The following is a 16,871-nucleotide window of genomic DNA, read 5'->3' on the forward strand; positions in this document are numbered from 1 at the left end:
ATTTTTATACGCATTCTTTTTCCCCATTTTATCTTAATTAACTCACGTCTTAGAGGATTTACTAGTATGTCTAACGCGATTGACAATGTGTTTAAACTCATTGAAGAAAATGACATCAAATTTGTGTTACTTCGTTTTACCGATATTCAAGGCAAAGAACATGGTGTTTCTTTACCTGTGAGTTTGGTTGACGAGGATTTATTTGAAGACGGCAAAATGTTTGACGGTTCCTCTGTAGAGGGTTGGAAAGCGATTAATAAGGCTGATATGTTATTAATGCCGATTGCCGAAACTGCCGTTGTCGATCCTTTCGCGCAGATTTCAACGTTGTCTCTCCGTTGTAGTATTGCGGAACCGACAACGATGCAAAGCTATGATCGTGACCCGCGTTCAATCGCACTTCGCGCAGAAAATTATATGCGCTCCACCGGCGTGGCGGATCAAGCGTTCTTCGGGCCAGAACCGGAATTTTTCCTCTTTGATGATGTGCGTTTTGATGTGTCAATGAACGGCAATTCTTATCAAGTGGATGATGTTGAAGCCGCATGGAACACCAACAAGCGTTATGAAAACGGCAACAATGCCTATCGTCCGCTGAAAAAAGGCGGCTACTGCGCGGTGGCACCGATTGATACGGCACATGATATTCGCTCCGAGATGTGTTTATTAATGGAAGAAATGGGCTTGGTGATTGAGGCGCACCACCACGAAGTGGCTACCGCAGGACAAAATGAAATTGCCACGAAGTTCAACACCTTAACCTTGAAAGCGGATGAAACCCAAATTTATAAATACATCGTGCATAACGTGGCAAAAGAATATGGCAAAACCGCCTGTTTCATGCCAAAACCGATTACCGGTGATAATGGTTCGGGGATGCACTGTAATATGTCCTTGAGCAAAGACGGCAAAAATATTTTCCAAGGGGATAAATATGCAGGGCTTTCAGAGACCGCACTTTATTACATCGGTGGTATCATCAAACATGCGAAAGCGTTAAATGCCTTCACCAACCCAAGTACCAACTCTTATAAACGTTTGGTACCGGGCTTTGAAGCGCCGGTGTTGTTGGCGTATTCCGCAAGCAACCGTTCGGCGTCGATTCGTATTCCTGCCGTGACCAGCCCGAAAGCCATTCGTGTGGAAGCACGTTTCCCGGATCCGTTGGCTAACCCTTATTTAGCCTTTGCGGCGTTATTAATGGCGGGCTTGGATGGTGTGGTGAATAAAATTCATCCGGGCGATGCGATGGACAAAAACCTTTATGATTTACCACCGGAAGAATTGAAAGATATTCCTTCTGTCGCCGGTTCTTTAGAAGAAGCGTTAAATGCCTTAGAAAACGATTTTGAATTCTTAACACAAGGCAATGTGTTTACTAAAGAATTTGTACAGGCATTTATTAGCGTAAAACGCAAAGAAGTGACACGTTTAAATATGACACCACATCCGGTGGAATTTGAAATGTATTACTAATAGCGAGAGAAAAGAAAAGGCGGTTTGATACCGCCTTTATTTTTGCTTAAAAAGTGCGGTCAAAAAAACAAATGAATTTTCGACCGCACTTAGATGGTTTAAAGTTCCATGCCTAAGCGTTTACGCATTTTTGTATTCAACACTTCCACAAAGACGGAAAAGCCCATGGCGAAGTAAATATAAGCTTTCGGTACATGGAAACCGAAGCTTTCGATAATTAACGTAATACCGATTAGAATCAGAAAGGCGAGTGCTAAAATTTTGAACGTCGGGTGGCTTTCTACAAAATCACCAATTGGTTTGGCGGCAAACATCATCATGCCGACAGCAACAATAATCGCCGTGACCATAATTTCAATTTGATTCACCATGCCCACTGCGGTAATGACGGAATCCAGTGAGAACACGATATCAAGCAAGGCAATTTGAATTAACACACCGATAAAACTCACTTTTTTGCTGATTTCATGGTGTTCTTCTTCTGTATGAGGTGTCATGGCTTCACGAATTTCATTGGTACTTTTAACGATTAAGAACAAACCGCCGAAAAACAGAATTAAATCTCGGCCGGAAACACCTTTACCAAAGAGCTCAAACAGAGGCTCTGTTAGATGCATCATCCAAGAAAGGGTCAATAGAAGTAAAATTCGAGTGCCCATGGCAAGGCTTAAGCCGATAATACGTCCCGGTTGTCGTTGTTTGGGAGGCAACTTAGCAACGAGAATGCTGATTAAAATGATGTTGTCGATACCCAACACAATTTCCAGTGCAGTGAGGGTAAATAAGGCGACTAACGCCTCAGGGCTTAATAGCCATTCAAACATAATGTTTCCTTAAAGTACAAATGGGTGCGCGATCATATAGCTTTGACGATGAAATGAAAAGAGGCTAAGTGTTCTGCTGCACAAATTGTTGCAGAATTTCGTGGGTAAATGCTTTACGCAAGTAAAAACCGAGAGGAAGCGTATCGATAATTTCCCCATTTTTACCAATACCTTTGGTTAACGACTTACTGTTAGCTCCTTTCGGGCGGAGTTGCAAGACTTCACCTAAACACGCATTAATTTTATCCAGTTGACCTAGCACAATGTAATCCATGAGTTCTTCCCAGTCTCGTTGTAGTTGGCGTTCTTGCTGTTCGCTAGGTTGCCAGAGAATCGGCGTACCGATGTGTCGTTCTGCCAAGGGAATAGAACGGCTTCCTTCTATGGGAATCCAAAGCACGCGGGACAACTTATGGCGCACATGGGAATTTTGCCAATTCACACCACTATTTTGGATGAGAGGGGCAAGACTCACGAACGTGGTTTCCAAAGGATAGCCTTGAGCATTAATAGGGATCGTTTTTAACTCAATACCTAAATGGCGGAAGTCCTGTTCCGCTTTGCTGCCTGCCGTTGCACCCAGTGCTGTTTCAAGCAGCATACCCACCCAGCCTTTATCACGTTTTAAATCCGGAGGCACGGGAATGCCGAGTTGTGTCGCTAACTCGCCAAAACTGAGTCCGGCAATGGCTTGCGCGCGGGAAAGAAGTTCTTCAGTCGTTTTTGGGATCATTGGTGATATTTCTTGAAAAAACGAGGCTTAACGGTTTCTTTGCCTTTATCAATGTAAGGGATATTTTCCAGCTGAAGCAGAAAACGTTTAGCGACTAAGCCGCCACCGAATCCGGTCAGCGTTCCGTCTTTGCCTAAAATACGATGGCAAGGAATAATAATACTAATCGGGTTGCTCCCGACTGCGCCACCCACCGCACGCACCGCATTGGGGTTCTCAATGCGTTTGGCTAACTCGCCATAACTTGTGGTTTCTCCATGGCCGATTTGGCGTAGAGCCTGCCAAATGCGTTGCTGAAATGGTGTGCCTTGTGGTGCTAGTGGAATGTCATCAAAACGTTCCGGTTCTCCGTTGAAATACCGCTCAAGAGCGGAACACACCTGCGTAAACAGGGGTAAATCGTTGTTTTCCTGCCATTTGGGATTGGGCGCAAATTGTTCCAGCTCAAAATCCAAATGGGTTAAATACGTGCCATCGGATAGCATCAGCAATTTGCCTACAGGCGATGGGTAATAACGGTAAAAAAGTGCGGTCATATTTTTCTCTATTTTACAAAAATAAAAGCGTACCGAAGTACGCTTTATATTATGCGGAATTTTTATGCCGATTAGAAACGGTAATTGAGGTTTAAACCGTAAAGGTTGGCAGATGCTTTTGTGGTGTAATCTGCTTCAACAACGAGCAAGCCTTTAATATTTTGTGTTTCAACAAAGTGTTTTTTCTTGCCACGTAAATGAGAAAAACCAACATCAACAGATAAATCCGGTGTGAATTTATAGGTTGCACCTAAGCTATACCACATACGATCCGTGTCAGGAATTGACGCAGATAAATGTTGTTTACTTGCAGCTTGATCGTATGCTAAACCGGCACGTAAAGTGAGCGCATCACTGAAGTTATAGGTTGTACCAACAGCGAAGCGAGAATTGTTTTTGTATTCTTCTTTCTTCGCAAAAGCTTCATAGCCGGAGCCATCTTGGTATGTACCACGTAATTCTTTGAAACGGTTCCATTCCGTATATTTATAGCTATAGTGAACCGCCCAGTGATCGGTTAGTTGATGGAAACCGGAGAATTCCCAGTAGGCTGGTAATTTCAAGGTTAAGCTACCTTCAGCGACATAAGGCGTTAATGCACCTTGATGTTGTTGTAAGCTAAGTGCATTGCGATCGGTAAAGTCAATATCGATTTTGGAATGATAAGCTAAACCAAGGCGGTTATCTTGGTTAAATTCATACATTAAACCGGCATTCCAACCAAATCCCCAAGCATTATCTTTTAAATGTACGAGGGAGTCCTGTTTATCTAAGCTTTTTAAGTTATTGATGGTTTTTTGGGCTAAAGCATCAGCGACTGCTTGTGGAACAGTTGGATTTTTAGCGCGGATTGCCCCACTTAATCGGCTTTTTACATTGCTTTCGCCCATGACTGCGAGCATATTTTTAACGCCGGTAATGGCAATCCCTGCGGTACGTTCAACTTCAGCTTTGGCATAAACACCATTAATTCCTAGACCGGCAGTTAAATTATCAGTGATTTTGTATGAGCCGCTTAGGTTTAAGTTAATTGTTGTTAAATCGGTTACCCCACCGAAAATGCCGGCATCGTAGTCACGAGAGTATTCACTTTTTAAACCAAAGTTAACATTCATTCCCGCGCCTAAAGCAAATTTGTCATTGAGCGGAGAAACAAAATACATGTTAGGGATAAAGGCACCTGGAACAACGCTATTTGCATTTGCGTTTCCGGTCGCAAGCTTTAATCCGCTTGCGGTGGTAGCCGTTACCGGACCATACATGTGAATGCGTGAGTCTACATAAACACCGCCTGCAGAAAATTCTTTTTGTTTGAAGAGGCTCATTAATGCCGGGTTAGTGGCGACTACAGAGGCGTTATCGGCCATTGCCGCTTCACCTGCATAAGCGCGGCCTAAACCAGAGGTAGAAACCTCCGCTAATTGGAATGCGGCAGCGGATGCACCGGTTGCAGCACCAAGAAGAAGAGTAGAGAGTAGTGTTTTTGTCAATTTGCTCGTTGTCATTTTGTTACCTTTTTCTGCGCCTGCCCGAAGGTGACGTCTGATCAAAGTTTATTGATTGTTATTTAAAAGTTGGTCATTCTAAGAAAGGCAGGGAGGCGGAGCAACGTTCTTTTCGGTTTTTATAAAGTGTTCAGACCAGTCAGACAGGAAAAGTGCGGTCAAATTTTGTATTGTATTTTAATAATGTTAAAATAATTGAAAGTTTCAACTGATTTTATAAAGGAGAGAATATGAGTTCGTTAAAATGCCAAGCAGAAGAAGCCAAAGTGTGTTGTTGTGTTGATGTTGGCACCGTCATTGATGGTTCTGATTGCACCATTGATTTTGAACAGGTTTATGCAACAGAAGCGCAGGCAAAAGAAGCATTAGCCTATTTAACTGAAAAAGCGAGAGCGGCAGAAAGCGAACCGTGCAATATTAACAGTGAAATAAGTGCGGTGGAAAATGGTTTTAAATTGAAAGCAACATTTGAATTTAGCTGCCAAGCAGAATCGATGATTTTCCAGCTTTCTACTCGATAATTTATCGTGTAAAAAAAAGAAAGGCTTAAGTTTGAAGACTTAAGCCTTTCTTTTTTAGGTTTTCAAATTACACTTCTTCAGTTTCTTCTGAAAAGCGTTCAATTCTCGCGCCTAAGCCACGCAGTTTTTCCTCAATACGTTCATAACCACGATCAATGTGATAGATACGATCGACGATAGTTTCACCTGTGGCAATACAGCCTGCAAGGACAAGGCTAATGGAGGCACGTAAATCGGTTGCCATGACTTCAGCGCCAGACAAGTGAGCAACACCGTGACAAATCGCCGTATTGCCTTCAATTTCTGCTTTCCCTCCCATACGAATCAATTCAGGGATGTGCATGAAACGATTTTCAAAAATAGTTTCGGTGATGATACTGGTGCCGTTTGCCACCATATTTAATAAGGTGAACTGTGCTTGCATATCCGTTGGAAAACCTGGATAAGGTGCGGTGCGAATATTGACCGCTTTTGGACGATTACCAAGCATATCTAGGGTGATTGTGTCTTCAGTGACATCAACTTGGGCACCGGCTTCACGTAATTTATCGATTACAGCATCTAAGGTGTTGGCTTTGGTGTTTTTACAAACAATACGTCCACCAGAAATTGCTGCAGCGACTAAGAATGTTCCGGTTTCAATACGATCCGGCGCAACACTGTGCTCACAACCGGTTAAGCGATCTACACCTTCGATAGTAATGGCGTCTGAACCTGCACCGCTGATTTTTGCACCCATTTTATTTAGGAATTCTGCCGTATCTGCAATTTCCGGTTCACGAGCAGCGTTTTCAATAACGGTTGTCCCTTTAGCTAAGGTTGCGGCAATCATGATGGAAAGGGTTGCACCCACGCTGACTTTTTCCATCACGATACGAGTCCCGATTAAACGGCTATCGACATAGGCTTTTACATAGCCATCTTCAAGTACAATTTTGGCACCAAGGCGTTCTAAACCGCTGATGTGTAAATCTACCGGACGAGCCCCAATGGAGCAGCCACCCGGTAAAGAAACTTGGCCTTGATTGAAACGTGCAACTAATGGTGCTAACGCCCAAATTGAGGCGCGCATGGTTTTTACCAATTCGTATGGTGCAATGAAATGATTGATTTTGGAGGCATCTAAACGTACGACACCTTGTGCGTTACGCTCAACCTCAACACCTAATTGGCGTAAGATTTTTAGTGTTGTTTCAATGTCTTTAAGATCCGGAACGTTGGTTAACGTAACAGGCTCGGTAGCCAGAATTGCTGCGAAAAGAATTGGTAATGCAGCATTTTTAGCACCAGAAATATCAACGGTACCTTTCAAACATGATTGTCCATAAACACGAAATTTTTGCATGAGAATATCCTGTGGAAATTAAGCCGGGTGATTAAGTAAGCGTTCGCGTTTCCATTTTTCAACGGTATAAGTGCGGATAGAAAGCGCGTGGATTTCATTGCTGGATATGTGGTTTAGAAGCGGGGCGTAAATCATTTGTTGTTGTTTGACTTTGGAGAGCCCTTCAAACTGATCACTGACAGCGATGACACCATAATGTGCGTTTTCACCTTGTACATACACTTCATCAAGATTAAGCGCTTCTTTTAAAATTCTTTCGATTTCTTGAGTTTCCATTAAATATTTCCATCTTGTGGGATAAATTGAGTAAGCCAATCGGATAGGCCGAAAAGATCTGCCAATGTCAGTAATTCCGAAGGTGGGCACTGTAAAACTTGTACACGACCTTTAAGCAATTGGGTTTGGTTGTGTTGTAAAAAGTCACACAATAAAGCAAAACCGGCAGAATCTATGCGAGTAACCTGGCTTAAGTCCCAATAGATATTTTGTTCTGCCGATGCTTTTCCCAATAAAAAAGAAGCACGTTGCTGCCATAGTGGCAACAACGTGTTACGAGATAACTCTCCTGATAATTGGAGCGTTATTCTATCATTATTTACTTGTGATGCCCAACGTAAACTTTGTGTCTGTTGCATGGCTTATTTGCTCAGTGTAATTGGCGTATCAGCAGCTTTTTGTAGTTGCGCGCTGAGGGCATCCAATCCTTGTTTGCGAATGATCGGGCTCCATTCTTGTTGCTTAGTATTTACCATGCTCGCACCGCCTGCGGTCATGTCATACACCTGCCATTGTCCTGTTTTGCTGTTTTTATACCAATAGAAATCCACATTTAACGGTGGTTGATTATTCGGCTGTGCCACTTTGACATTCACAATCGCAAGGCTACCGGATTCTTCTTTCATTTTGCCGATTTGGATACTTTGATCGCTATACATGGTTAATACTTGGGCATAAACCTGTTCAATGTATTTGTCCAATACAGCGAAATAACGATCTCGTTGTTCTTGCGTAACGGTTTGATAGTTTTGGCCCAAAATTTTAGAACCGGCATATTTCACATGAACGTAAGGCATTAAATCTTGACGCACGATGGTTTTTAAATAATTCGGATCTTGTTTAATTTTGTGTTGATTGCTTTTGATATCATTAAACAACTTATTGGATACTTTCTGCGTTAAATCATAGGGTGTATCTTCCGCGATGGCTTGTTGTACAGCAAAAAGTGCGGTGAAAATAACTAATGTTTTTGCTAACCAGTATTTTACATTTTTCAACATTGAGAGTTTCTCCTATCACGTTATTTATTCGTCGCTTCCGAGGTTTCGGTAGCTTCTTTTTTCTCTTTATCGCCATATAAGAATTGACCAATCAAATCTTCTAATACCATGGCAGACTTCGTATCGACGATTTTATCGCCGTCTTTCAACATTGCAATTTCGCCATCATCAAAGCCAATGCTGAGGGCAATATATTGCTCACCCAATAAGCCGGCTGTTTTAATGGATAACGAGCTGGTTTCTGGGATCTTATTGTATTCTTGGTTAATAGCAATGGTCACTTTGGGCAAATAGCTTTGCGGATCCAATTCAATTTCGGAGACACGCCCCACAACAACACCACCTACTTTAAGCGGAGCGCGGACTTTAAGACCACCGATATTATCAAAAGTCGCATATATACGATACGATTTGGTTTCGCTGAAGCCTTGCACATTAGCCACTTTTAAACCTAAAAAAATCAGTGAACCGATACCGAGCAGTAAAAATAAACCCACCCAAAATTCATATTTAATAGTTTGTCGCATAAGATTTCCTTACAAACAGAGATTAATTTGCGCCGAACATAATGGCAGTCAGCACAAAGTCTAAACCGAGGACGACTAATGAAGCATGCACTACCGTTCTGGTGGTGGCTTTGCTGATGCCTTCGGAGGTTGGAATACAATCGTAGCCGTTAAATAACGCGATCCAAACGACCGCAATGGCGAAAAATACACTTTTGATCGTGCCGTTTAAAATATCATGGCTCCAAGTTACCGAGCTTTGCATTACGGACCAGAAACTGCCCGCATCTACGCCTTTCCAATCGACACCGACTAAAGAACCACCCCAAATACCGATGGCAATAAAGATGATAGAAAGAATTGGCATGGCAATAATTCCCGCCCAAAAACGTGGGGCAATGACACGACGTAATGGATCAACTGCCATCATTTCCAAGCTAGATAATTGTTCCGTGGCTTTCATTAAACCAATTTCGGCGGTTAATGCGGAACCTGCTCGTCCGGCGAATAAAAGTGCGGTCACAACCGGGCCTAATTCTCGAAGCAGGGATAAAGCGACCAATTGCCCTAAACTGGTTTCCGCGGAGAAATCCACTAATACCACATACCCTTGTAAACCAAGCACCATACCGATAAATAAACCGGAAAGCATGATGATTAATAAAGACTGTACGCCAAGCACATGTAATTGTTTAATAAACAAAGGAAAATGCTTGCGAACTTGTGGTTTGCCAATTAATGCGCCGAACAGTAAAAAACCGGCACGTCCAAGTGCTCGTCCAAAATTAATGGCGTGACGGCCAAACGTTGAAATCAAATTTTCTAACATTTGAACAGCTCCTCAAGGTAATTGGGTGCCGGATAATGAAAATGCACCGGGCCATCAGCATGTCCTTGCAAGAATTGGGTAACTTGCGGGTCTTGGCTTGCCAGTAATTGGGCAGATGTTCCTTCGGCAATCACATGTTTATCCGCAATGATGTAGGCATAATCCGCAATGCTCAAAAGCTCCTGCACATCATGAGAAACCACGATAGACGTGAGATTTAAGGCCTCGTTCAAGCGTTTGATTAAACTAATAATGACGCCCATGCTAATTGGGTCTTGTCCGGTAAACGGTTCATCAAACATGATTAAATCCGGATCTAATGCAATCGCGCGGGCAAGTGCGGCTCGGCGAGCCATTCCTCCGGAAAGTTCGGACGGCATTAAATCGGCAGCACCGCGTAATCCTACCGCTTCTAATTTCATTAATACTATTTGACGAATTAATGAAGGCGGCAGATTCGTGTGTTCACGAATGGCAAAGGCCACATTATCGAAGGTGGAAATATCGGTAAATAACGCACCGGATTGGAATAGCATGCCCATGCGTTTACGCACTTCATAAAGTTCGCTGTTAGACAGTTTGCAAATATCTTGCCCGTCAAACAGGATTTCCCCTTCATCAGGGATGAGTTGTCCACCAATCAGTTTTAATAACGTGGTTTTACCAATGCCGGAAGGGCCCATAATGGCCGTGATTTTACCGCGTGGTACACGCAAGTTGAGATCGCGATAAATCACACGTTCGCCACGTTTAAACGTCAGGTGTTTAACTTCGATTAAAGCGTCGTTCATAAAACCTTAATTATGAGAAGGCTTGAGCGCCTTGAGTGAATAAAAATGAGTTGCGATAGTCTATGAAATCCACGTGAATGTCAAATAGAATTACGTAGCATTCATGCCCCGCCTTGGACTCCGTTTTAGTAAAAATGTTCCCATTAAAACGTGCTGAAATCTGACCGCACTTTTAGATTTTTTCAATAAAGTTGTGCTATTATTGCGCCCTATTATTAATTGTTATGGCTTAAAATAGAGTTATGAATATTCGTTGGAATATTGTGTTGGCGGTAATCGCATTCGGATTATTAGCTTGGTTTTATAGCTTGAATCAAGAAGATGACGGGCTGAATGCGCTTGTTAAGACGGCAGACGCGCCGGAATATGTCGGGCAGAAAATGAATACGGTGGTGTATGCACCGACCGGCAAAAAACAGTATTTGGCCACATCCGACAAAGTGGAGTATTACACCTCGGATGGGCATACGAATTTTATAAATCCGACGGTGCGTTTATTGGCGCTCGAAATTCCAGGTTCTGGTACGGATAACGCTGACACGGAAAGTTGGGAGTTAAGTGCGAATAAAGCCACTTTAACGAAGAACAACATGTTGTATTTAGAAGGTAATGTCGTGGCACAAAGCCTTTCTGCACAATCTCGTTTACAACGTATTGAAACCGAAAGTGCGGTAGTAAATTTAACCACGCAAGACATTACTTCCGATAACATGGTGAAATTAAACGGGCAGGATTTTAGTTCGACAGGTTTAAAATTGACAGGCAACTTACAACAACAAGTGGCCACTTTAAAAGAACAGGTAAAAACACATTATGAAATTAATAAGCAGTAAAATTGTGCTTGCTTCTACATTGGTTTTTATGTCTTTTTCCGCCTTGGCGCTAAAAGAAGATACCAATCAACCGATTAACATCGTGTCCGATAATCAATCTTTGGATATGAATAATCGTGTCGTTACTTTCACGGATAACGTGGTGATTACACAGGGTTCCATTATCGTCAAAGCGAGCAAAGTGGTGATTACCCGTCCGGAAGAGAATTCTAAACAAAAAGATAAAGTGGAAGCGTTTGGCAATCCGGTGACCTTTCATCAAGTCATGGATGATGGCAAGCCGGTTGATGGTAAAGCAAATAAAGTAGTTTATGACCTCGGTACCGAATTTTTAACGTTGACTGGTGATGCAGAATTAAAACAACTGGATAGCAAAATTAACGGTAGTGTTATTACCTATGATGTAGCCAAGCAGCAACTGAAGGCGAATGCGAATTCTGGCGCACGCGTAAAAACCGTATTGATTCCCACCCAATTAAATCGTGCGAATGGTAAATAGGATAAAAAAATGGCGATTCTGTATGCTGAAAATTTAGCGAAAAGCTATAAAAACCGCCAAGTGGTTTCTGATGTCAGTTTAACGGTGCATTCAGGCGAAATTGTTGGCTTATTAGGCCCGAATGGTGCCGGTAAAACCACAACCTTCTATATGGTGGTGGGATTAGTGAATCATGATCAAGGCAAGATTCGCATTGATGATGAGGATATCAGTCTGTTGCCAATGCATAACCGCGCACAAAAAGGTGTTGGTTACTTGCCACAAGAAGCCTCTATTTTTCGCCGTTTAAGTGTGTATGAGAATTTGATGGCGGTATTGGAAATACGTAAAGATTTGACCGCACTTCAACGCCAAGAAAAAGCAGATGAGCTGATTGAAGAATTTAATATCGGACATATTCGCGATAGTTTGGGGCAATCTTTATCCGGTGGTGAACGTCGCCGCGTAGAAATCGCACGTGCTTTAGCCGCCAATCCCAAATTCATTTTGTTGGATGAACCTTTTGCCGGCGTCGATCCAATTTCCGTGATTGATATTAAGAAAATTATTAAAGATTTACGCGATCGTGGTCTTGGCGTGTTAATTACCGACCATAACGTACGTGAAACCTTAGATGTGTGCGAGCGGGCTTACATTGTAAGTTCAGGCAAGATGATTGCAACCGGTACACCAACTGAAATTATGAATAACAAATTGGTTAAAGACGTTTATTTAGGCGCCGATTTCCAGCTGTAACCTATGAAATTTACTGAGTTATTAACGCCGGAAACCATTCGTCAAGGAATGATTTCTTCCAGCAAAAAACGAGTTTTTGAGTCCATTGCGCGTATCGTGGAAGAACAATTACACATGGAAAATGGCGAGCAATGCTGTTTTGATTGTTTGTTTACCCGTGAGAAATTAGGCAATTCCGGTTTAGGTGGTGGGGTTGCCATGCCAAAAGGGAGACTGCCTAATGGTGGCAAGCCGATAGGTGTATTTATTCAATTAGAAAGCCCTATTGATTATGATGCCGCAGATAAACGTGAAGTCGATTTAATTTTCGCAGTATTGGTCCCGGAAAATATGTGTGGTGATTACGTTCAGTATTTGCCAACGTTGGCTGAGAATTTAGTGGATAAATCTTTGTGTAAACAACTGCGGGCGGCAAAAAGTGCGGACGAAATTTGGGGCGTTTTTTCACATTATGATCAATGCGAGTCGGAAGAAATAGAGGCTGATGAGGAAGATTCTCCTTCATTAGCACCGGAATCCGGTTCTGAAGAATAAAGAAAAATGGTTTAACGGGGGAGTTATGGAAATTATCATTATTAGCGGTCGTTCCGGTGGCGGAAAATCCGTTGCATTAAGAGCCTTAGAAGATATGGGGTACTATTGCGTCGATAATTTGCCATTAGATTTGGTGCCACAATTAATCAATATTCTTTCTGTTAATCAACATGCTGTTGCGATTAGTTTGGATATTCGTAATTTGCCAACGTCACCTGCAGTATTGGAAAAGACGATTGCGCATATTCAACAAGAACATAACGTTAAAATCATCTTTTTGGATTCCGATAAAACGACGTTAGTTCGTCGTTATAGCGACTCTCGCCGTTTACACCCCTTATCTACGCAAGATCTTTCTCTGGAAGCCGCTATCGACGAAGAAAGTAAACATCTTGATCCCCTGATTCAACAGGCAAATATCATCATTGATACAGGCTCATTGTCCACACATGAATTGGCCGAGCGTTTACGCGAATTTTTGCGCGGGCATTCCGATACGGAATTGAAAATTGTAGTGGAGTCCTTTGGTTTTAAATACGGCATTCCGTTGGATGCGGATTATGTTTTTGATGTCCGTTTTTTACCTAATCCCCATTGGAATCATGCACTAAGACCAATGACAGGTTTGGATCAGCCGGTGGTAGAATTTCTCGAAAAACACAATGAAGTGCATCAATTTATCTATTTAACCCGTTCTTATATTGAAACTTGGTTGCCGATGTTGGAGCAGAATAACCGCAGTTATTTGACCATTGCGATTGGTTGTACCGGTGGTAAACATCGTTCCGTCTATGTTGCCGAACAATTGGGCAAGTATTTCCAAGATAAAGGCAAAAACGTCAGTATTTTGCACCGCTCTTTGGAAAAGCATAAAAAACAATAAGTTATTTTTTCTCGATTTGGCTGATTTGGCTGATGATTTCACCATCAGTCAAACGTGTTCTTATTTGCTCCCCAATCTTGACCTCATTAATCGATTTAATCGTGCCATACTTGGCGTTTTGCGTAATGGAGTAGCCACGCGCCAACACTTTCAATGGACTTAAACTGTCTAATTTTCCACATAAATGGGCTAGCTGTTTTTGTTGAAGTCCCAGCTTCAAATTCATTTCAGAATTTAACCGCACTTTGAGTTGCGCTACTCGCTGTTCGTGCTGTTGTATCCGTAGTGGCAGCGGATTTTTATATAATCGTGCAGAAAGTGCGGTCAGATTTTCCGCCGTTTTTTGCCAACGATGGTACAAGCTTTGTTGTAAACGATGGCGTAATTGTGTGATTAATTGTTGTTGAATGCGGAGCTGTGATTGCGGATGACGATGCTGTAAACGCAAGGAGAGGTGTTGTAATTGTTGCTTCTTCTCGGCAAAGATTCGATCTAAAGCAATTTCAATCCGTTGCTGACGATATTGTAATTGTTGTATCAATTCTGCTTGGTTGCGACTGACGAGCTCTGCTGCAGCGGAAGGCGTCGGGGCACGTAAGTCGGCAACGAAATCAGCGATAGTCACATCAGTTTCATGCCCTACTGCACTGATGATGGGAATGGCGGAATGGAAAATGGCGCGCGCCACTTTTTCTTCGTTGAAACACCATAAATCCTCTAAGGAGCCACCACCGCGTCCAACAATCAGCACATCGACTTCTTGCCGTTGATTAGCAAGTTGAATCATCTGCGTAATTTCAGTTGCCGCATCTTTACCTTGTACCGCTGTTGGATAAATGATGACTTTCAGACTTGGGTCACGACGCTGCAAAATATGTAAGATATCTTGCAGTGCCGCGCCGGTTTGAGAGGTAATAATGCCTACCGCTTTACTAAAGTGCGGTAGGTTTTTTTTGTGATTTTGAGCGAATAATCCTTCTGCCGCGAGCTTTACTTTTAATGCTTCAAACTGCTGCATAAGCAAGCCATCGCCGGCGAGATGCATACTTTCGATAATCAGTTGATAATCACCGCGTGGCTCATACAAACTGACGGAAGCACGCACCAACACTTGCATGCCATTGGTTGGACGAAAACCCACGCGCAGATTTTTCATGCGGAACATGGCGCAACGCACTTGGGCATTTTCGTCTTTTAAACTTAAATACCAATGACCGGAAACCGGCTGGGTAAAATTAGAAATTTCCCCGGTAAGCCAAACCTGCCCAAGTTGATTTTCTAACATCAAGCGTACAGATTGGTTTAGCTGACTGACGGAATAAATATTATCGCTCATTCTCTTTATTGTTTTTTAGTGCTCGTGCAATAATGCCCAGCCGTCATCCAGCCAGTTACAAATGCTGTCAAAGAGCGCATGAAGAGAAAGCTCTCCGTCTTTTTCAATCAATTGAGTTAAGAAAGCGTAATCAACGTTTTCGCCATCGGCTAATTTTTTCAATATTTCAGCCTCAGCCTGATTTAACTCATCAAGCAATTCGCCATTCGCGTAAATACGCAACGGGTTTTCTGTATAAACTAATTTGCAGTTGTTATCTTGTTGTAGTTTTCCGCCTAACTCAAAGATTTCGGCGACATCATCAAGATCAGTGAATTCACCAACATCTAGTAATTCATAACGTCTTTGACTTACCGTGGTTGCCAACGCATGTTGGAACAGTTGATCAAATTGTTTGGATTGAGACAGTTGTTGCAAGAATTGGCGTTTTAATTCTTGCATTGTTGCTGTGTCGAGTTTACCCGTATTTTGGACTTCAGGTGTTAAACGGAATGGGATATTCAGCTCACTCACGTCTAGATTTGGATGACAAAGGTTACGTTCTAAGTTGTCAATTAATTCACTCGTGTTTGGGTAACGTAAACCGAAAGAAACTGTTAAACAATCATCTTGTGCTACACCGTAATGGGAGAGTCTGGAAGGCACATAAAGTACATCTCCCGGCGCCATTACTTCATCTAAAATTAATTCACCCATATCATCAAAAATACGAATAGGTTGATTAGGTTTAAATTCAGTTGTTGGTTCGCACCATTTACCTAATTGCCAGCGGCGATGCCCGTAAGCCTGCACGAGGAAAACATCGTATTCATCGTAATGTTTCCCTACGGATCCGCCTTGCGGCGCAAATGACACCATAATGTCATCGCGTTGCCATTGTGGAATAAAACCGAATTTATTCCACAAACTACCAAGTTGTGGTGACCATTGTTCCAAGTTTTGGACTAAAACGGACCATTTCTCCGGCATGTTTTTAAAGTCTTCATCGGATAACGGACTGGTGAACAGTTCCCAATTATCTTCGCTATGTTGCTTGATTAAACGAGCGACGACTTCTTCTGTTTGGGCAAGTTCTAAAATGTCATCAGGTTCTAATTGACCTACAATTTCTGGCAATCCGCCACGAATTAAGAGTGGTTTTTTTTGCCAGTAATCACGTAAGAAAATTTCTGGGGTAATATCTTGGGGTAAGCAGAATTTGCTCATATACATTCCTTCTTTGTGTTGTGCTATTTTTTCTTGGCCTGTTCTTCTGCACGTTTGCGCCGAATTTCTTTTGGATCAGCTAAAAGCGGACGATAAATTTCAATGCGATCTCCCTCTTTTAATTGATCGTTTAATTTCACAGGGCGGCTAAAAATACCAATTTTATTGGTGCGTAAATCAATGTCATTGAATTGTTGCAAAATACCGGATTGCACAATCGCTGTTTGTACCATCGTGCCCTCATCAACGCTAAATGTTTTTAGATAATGATGATCGGGGAAGGCATAGGTAATTTGAATATTAATTTTATTAGCCATAAATTTATTTTGCTCTTGGTTTTAAGATATCAATCATTATAGATAAATGGGTGAAAATTTGACCGAAAGAAAATGTTACTGACGGAGTTGAAAATTCGATCATGTGGAAATTAATTTTTTCATTCTATGTTACTGGGGCTTTTTGCTTTATGGCAAATTCAAATGATGGTCAATTCACTGCATTT

21 protein-coding genes are annotated in these 16,871 nt (G+C 42.1%); 7 read left to right on the forward strand and 14 right to left on the reverse strand.

The features are described 5' to 3' along the window. The first annotated feature begins 66 nt into the window (after positions 1 to 66). Complete coding sequence (gene glnA / locus DQN58_RS04635) at positions 67 to 1,476, forward strand: glutamate--ammonia ligase (RefSeq protein WP_006717237.1); 1,410 nt, start codon at positions 67 to 69, stop codon at positions 1,474 to 1,476. A gap of 98 nt (positions 1,477 to 1,574) precedes the next feature. Here the strand turns inward: glnA and DQN58_RS04640 are convergent, their stop codons facing one another. From DQN58_RS04640 to DQN58_RS04655, 4 genes are all read right to left on the reverse strand, one after another. After that, a complete protein-coding gene (locus DQN58_RS04640; RefSeq protein ID WP_006717238.1) occupies positions 1,575 to 2,300 on the reverse strand; it encodes a TerC family protein in 726 nt (241 codons plus the stop codon). Positions 2,301 to 2,364: 64 nt separating this feature from the next. Next, the gene (mutH, locus tag DQN58_RS04645; protein ID WP_006717240.1) at positions 2,365 to 3,033 is read right to left on the reverse strand and encodes a DNA mismatch repair endonuclease MutH; all 669 of its coding nucleotides are present in this window, start codon (positions 3,031 to 3,033) and stop codon (positions 2,365 to 2,367) included. After that, positions 3,030 to 3,569 carry a methylated-DNA--[protein]-cysteine S-methyltransferase gene (locus DQN58_RS04650; protein WP_006717242.1) on the reverse strand — a complete coding sequence of 180 codons (540 nt, stop codon included), beginning with the start codon at positions 3,567 to 3,569 and terminating at the stop codon, positions 3,030 to 3,032. Before DQN58_RS04650 ends, mutH begins: the two co-directional genes overlap by 4 nt. A 71-nt stretch (positions 3,570 to 3,640) precedes the next feature. Continuing rightward, the gene (locus DQN58_RS04655) at positions 3,641 to 5,074 is read right to left on the reverse strand and encodes an outer membrane protein transport protein (RefSeq protein WP_006717244.1); all 1,434 of its coding nucleotides are present in this window, start codon (positions 5,072 to 5,074) and stop codon (positions 3,641 to 3,643) included. A gap of 230 nt (positions 5,075 to 5,304) precedes the next feature. Between DQN58_RS04655 and DQN58_RS04660 the strand changes: the two genes are divergently transcribed. Then, the gene (locus DQN58_RS04660; RefSeq protein WP_006717247.1) at positions 5,305 to 5,595 is read left to right on the forward strand and encodes a YfcZ/YiiS family protein; all 291 of its coding nucleotides are present in this window, start codon (positions 5,305 to 5,307) and stop codon (positions 5,593 to 5,595) included. A gap of 67 nt (positions 5,596 to 5,662) precedes the next feature. On the opposite strand, the gene murA is transcribed toward DQN58_RS04660, so the two are convergent. Genes murA through mlaF form a run of 7 tightly spaced genes read right to left on the reverse strand, consistent with a single transcriptional unit; the run spans position 5,663 to position 10,343 of the window. Next, a complete protein-coding gene (gene murA, locus DQN58_RS04665) occupies positions 5,663 to 6,940 on the reverse strand; it encodes a UDP-N-acetylglucosamine 1-carboxyvinyltransferase (RefSeq protein ID WP_006717250.1) in 1,278 nt (425 codons plus the stop codon). Positions 6,941 to 6,958: 18 nt separating this feature from the next. Continuing rightward, positions 6,959 to 7,216 carry a BolA family protein gene (locus tag DQN58_RS04670; RefSeq protein ID WP_006717252.1) on the reverse strand — a complete coding sequence of 86 codons (258 nt, stop codon included), beginning with the start codon at positions 7,214 to 7,216 and terminating at the stop codon, positions 6,959 to 6,961. Beyond that, on the reverse strand, positions 7,216 to 7,575 hold the full coding sequence (locus DQN58_RS04675) for an STAS domain-containing protein (protein ID WP_006717254.1): 360 nt from the start codon (positions 7,573 to 7,575) through the stop codon (positions 7,216 to 7,218). The genes DQN58_RS04670 and DQN58_RS04675 overlap by 1 nt, the downstream gene beginning before the upstream one ends. Positions 7,576 to 7,578: 3 nt before the next feature. Beyond that, entirely contained in the window at positions 7,579 to 8,217 is a 639-nt protein-coding gene (gene mlaC / locus DQN58_RS04680; protein ID WP_006717256.1) for a phospholipid-binding protein MlaC, read from the reverse strand. Between the two features lie 20 nt (positions 8,218 to 8,237). Then, positions 8,238 to 8,744 (reverse strand): outer membrane lipid asymmetry maintenance protein MlaD, encoded by a 507-nt coding sequence (mlaD, locus tag DQN58_RS04685; RefSeq protein WP_006717259.1) that lies wholly within the window; start codon positions 8,742 to 8,744, stop codon positions 8,238 to 8,240. Between the two features lie 22 nt (positions 8,745 to 8,766). After that, entirely contained in the window at positions 8,767 to 9,552 is a 786-nt protein-coding gene (gene mlaE, locus DQN58_RS04690) for a lipid asymmetry maintenance ABC transporter permease subunit MlaE (RefSeq protein ID WP_006717260.1), read from the reverse strand. Then, the gene (gene mlaF, locus DQN58_RS04695) at positions 9,546 to 10,343 is read right to left on the reverse strand and encodes a phospholipid ABC transporter ATP-binding protein MlaF (RefSeq protein ID WP_006717262.1); all 798 of its coding nucleotides are present in this window, start codon (positions 10,341 to 10,343) and stop codon (positions 9,546 to 9,548) included. The genes mlaE and mlaF overlap by 7 nt, the downstream gene beginning before the upstream one ends. 242 nt (positions 10,344 to 10,585) lie before the next feature. Between mlaF and lptC the strand changes: the two genes are divergently transcribed. From lptC to rapZ, 5 genes are read left to right on the forward strand one after another with little or no spacing between them, the layout of a single operon-like run. Continuing rightward, the gene (lptC, locus tag DQN58_RS04700; protein WP_006717264.1) at positions 10,586 to 11,176 is read left to right on the forward strand and encodes an LPS export ABC transporter periplasmic protein LptC; all 591 of its coding nucleotides are present in this window, start codon (positions 10,586 to 10,588) and stop codon (positions 11,174 to 11,176) included. After that, positions 11,157 to 11,675: a lipopolysaccharide transport periplasmic protein LptA gene (gene lptA, locus DQN58_RS04705; RefSeq protein WP_006717266.1), complete on the forward strand. Its 519-nt coding sequence runs from the start codon at positions 11,157 to 11,159 to the stop codon at positions 11,673 to 11,675. Before lptC ends, lptA begins: the two co-directional genes overlap by 20 nt. A gap of 9 nt (positions 11,676 to 11,684) precedes the next feature. Continuing rightward, entirely contained in the window at positions 11,685 to 12,410 is a 726-nt protein-coding gene (gene lptB / locus DQN58_RS04710) for an LPS export ABC transporter ATP-binding protein (protein WP_006717267.1), read from the forward strand. 3 nt (positions 12,411 to 12,413) lie between these two features. Next, positions 12,414 to 12,944 (forward strand): PTS IIA-like nitrogen regulatory protein PtsN, encoded by a 531-nt coding sequence (ptsN, locus tag DQN58_RS04715; RefSeq protein ID WP_006717269.1) that lies wholly within the window; start codon positions 12,414 to 12,416, stop codon positions 12,942 to 12,944. A 25-nt stretch (positions 12,945 to 12,969) separates the two neighbouring features. Continuing rightward, entirely contained in the window at positions 12,970 to 13,827 is an 858-nt protein-coding gene (gene rapZ, locus DQN58_RS04720; protein WP_006717270.1) for an RNase adapter RapZ, read from the forward strand. 1 nt (position 13,828) lies between these two features. Here the strand turns inward: rapZ and xseA are convergent, their stop codons facing one another. The 3 genes from xseA to DQN58_RS04735 are packed head-to-tail and all read right to left on the reverse strand — an operon-like array spanning position 13,829 to position 16,686. Continuing rightward, a complete protein-coding gene (xseA, locus tag DQN58_RS04725; protein WP_006717272.1) occupies positions 13,829 to 15,163 on the reverse strand; it encodes an exodeoxyribonuclease VII large subunit in 1,335 nt (444 codons plus the stop codon). Positions 15,164 to 15,178: 15 nt separating this feature from the next. Beyond that, positions 15,179 to 16,369 carry a ribosomal protein uL16 3-hydroxylase gene (locus DQN58_RS04730; RefSeq protein WP_032997776.1) on the reverse strand — a complete coding sequence of 397 codons (1,191 nt, stop codon included), beginning with the start codon at positions 16,367 to 16,369 and terminating at the stop codon, positions 15,179 to 15,181. 23 nt (positions 16,370 to 16,392) lie between these two features. Then, entirely contained in the window at positions 16,393 to 16,686 is a 294-nt protein-coding gene (locus DQN58_RS04735; protein ID WP_006717277.1) for an RnfH family protein, read from the reverse strand. Positions 16,687 to 16,871 lie beyond the last annotated feature (185 nt).

Origin of the sequence: Aggregatibacter segnis ATCC 33393 (genome assembly GCF_900476035.1) — a bacterium.
GTDB lineage: Bacteria > Pseudomonadota > Gammaproteobacteria > Enterobacterales > Pasteurellaceae > Aggregatibacter > Aggregatibacter segnis.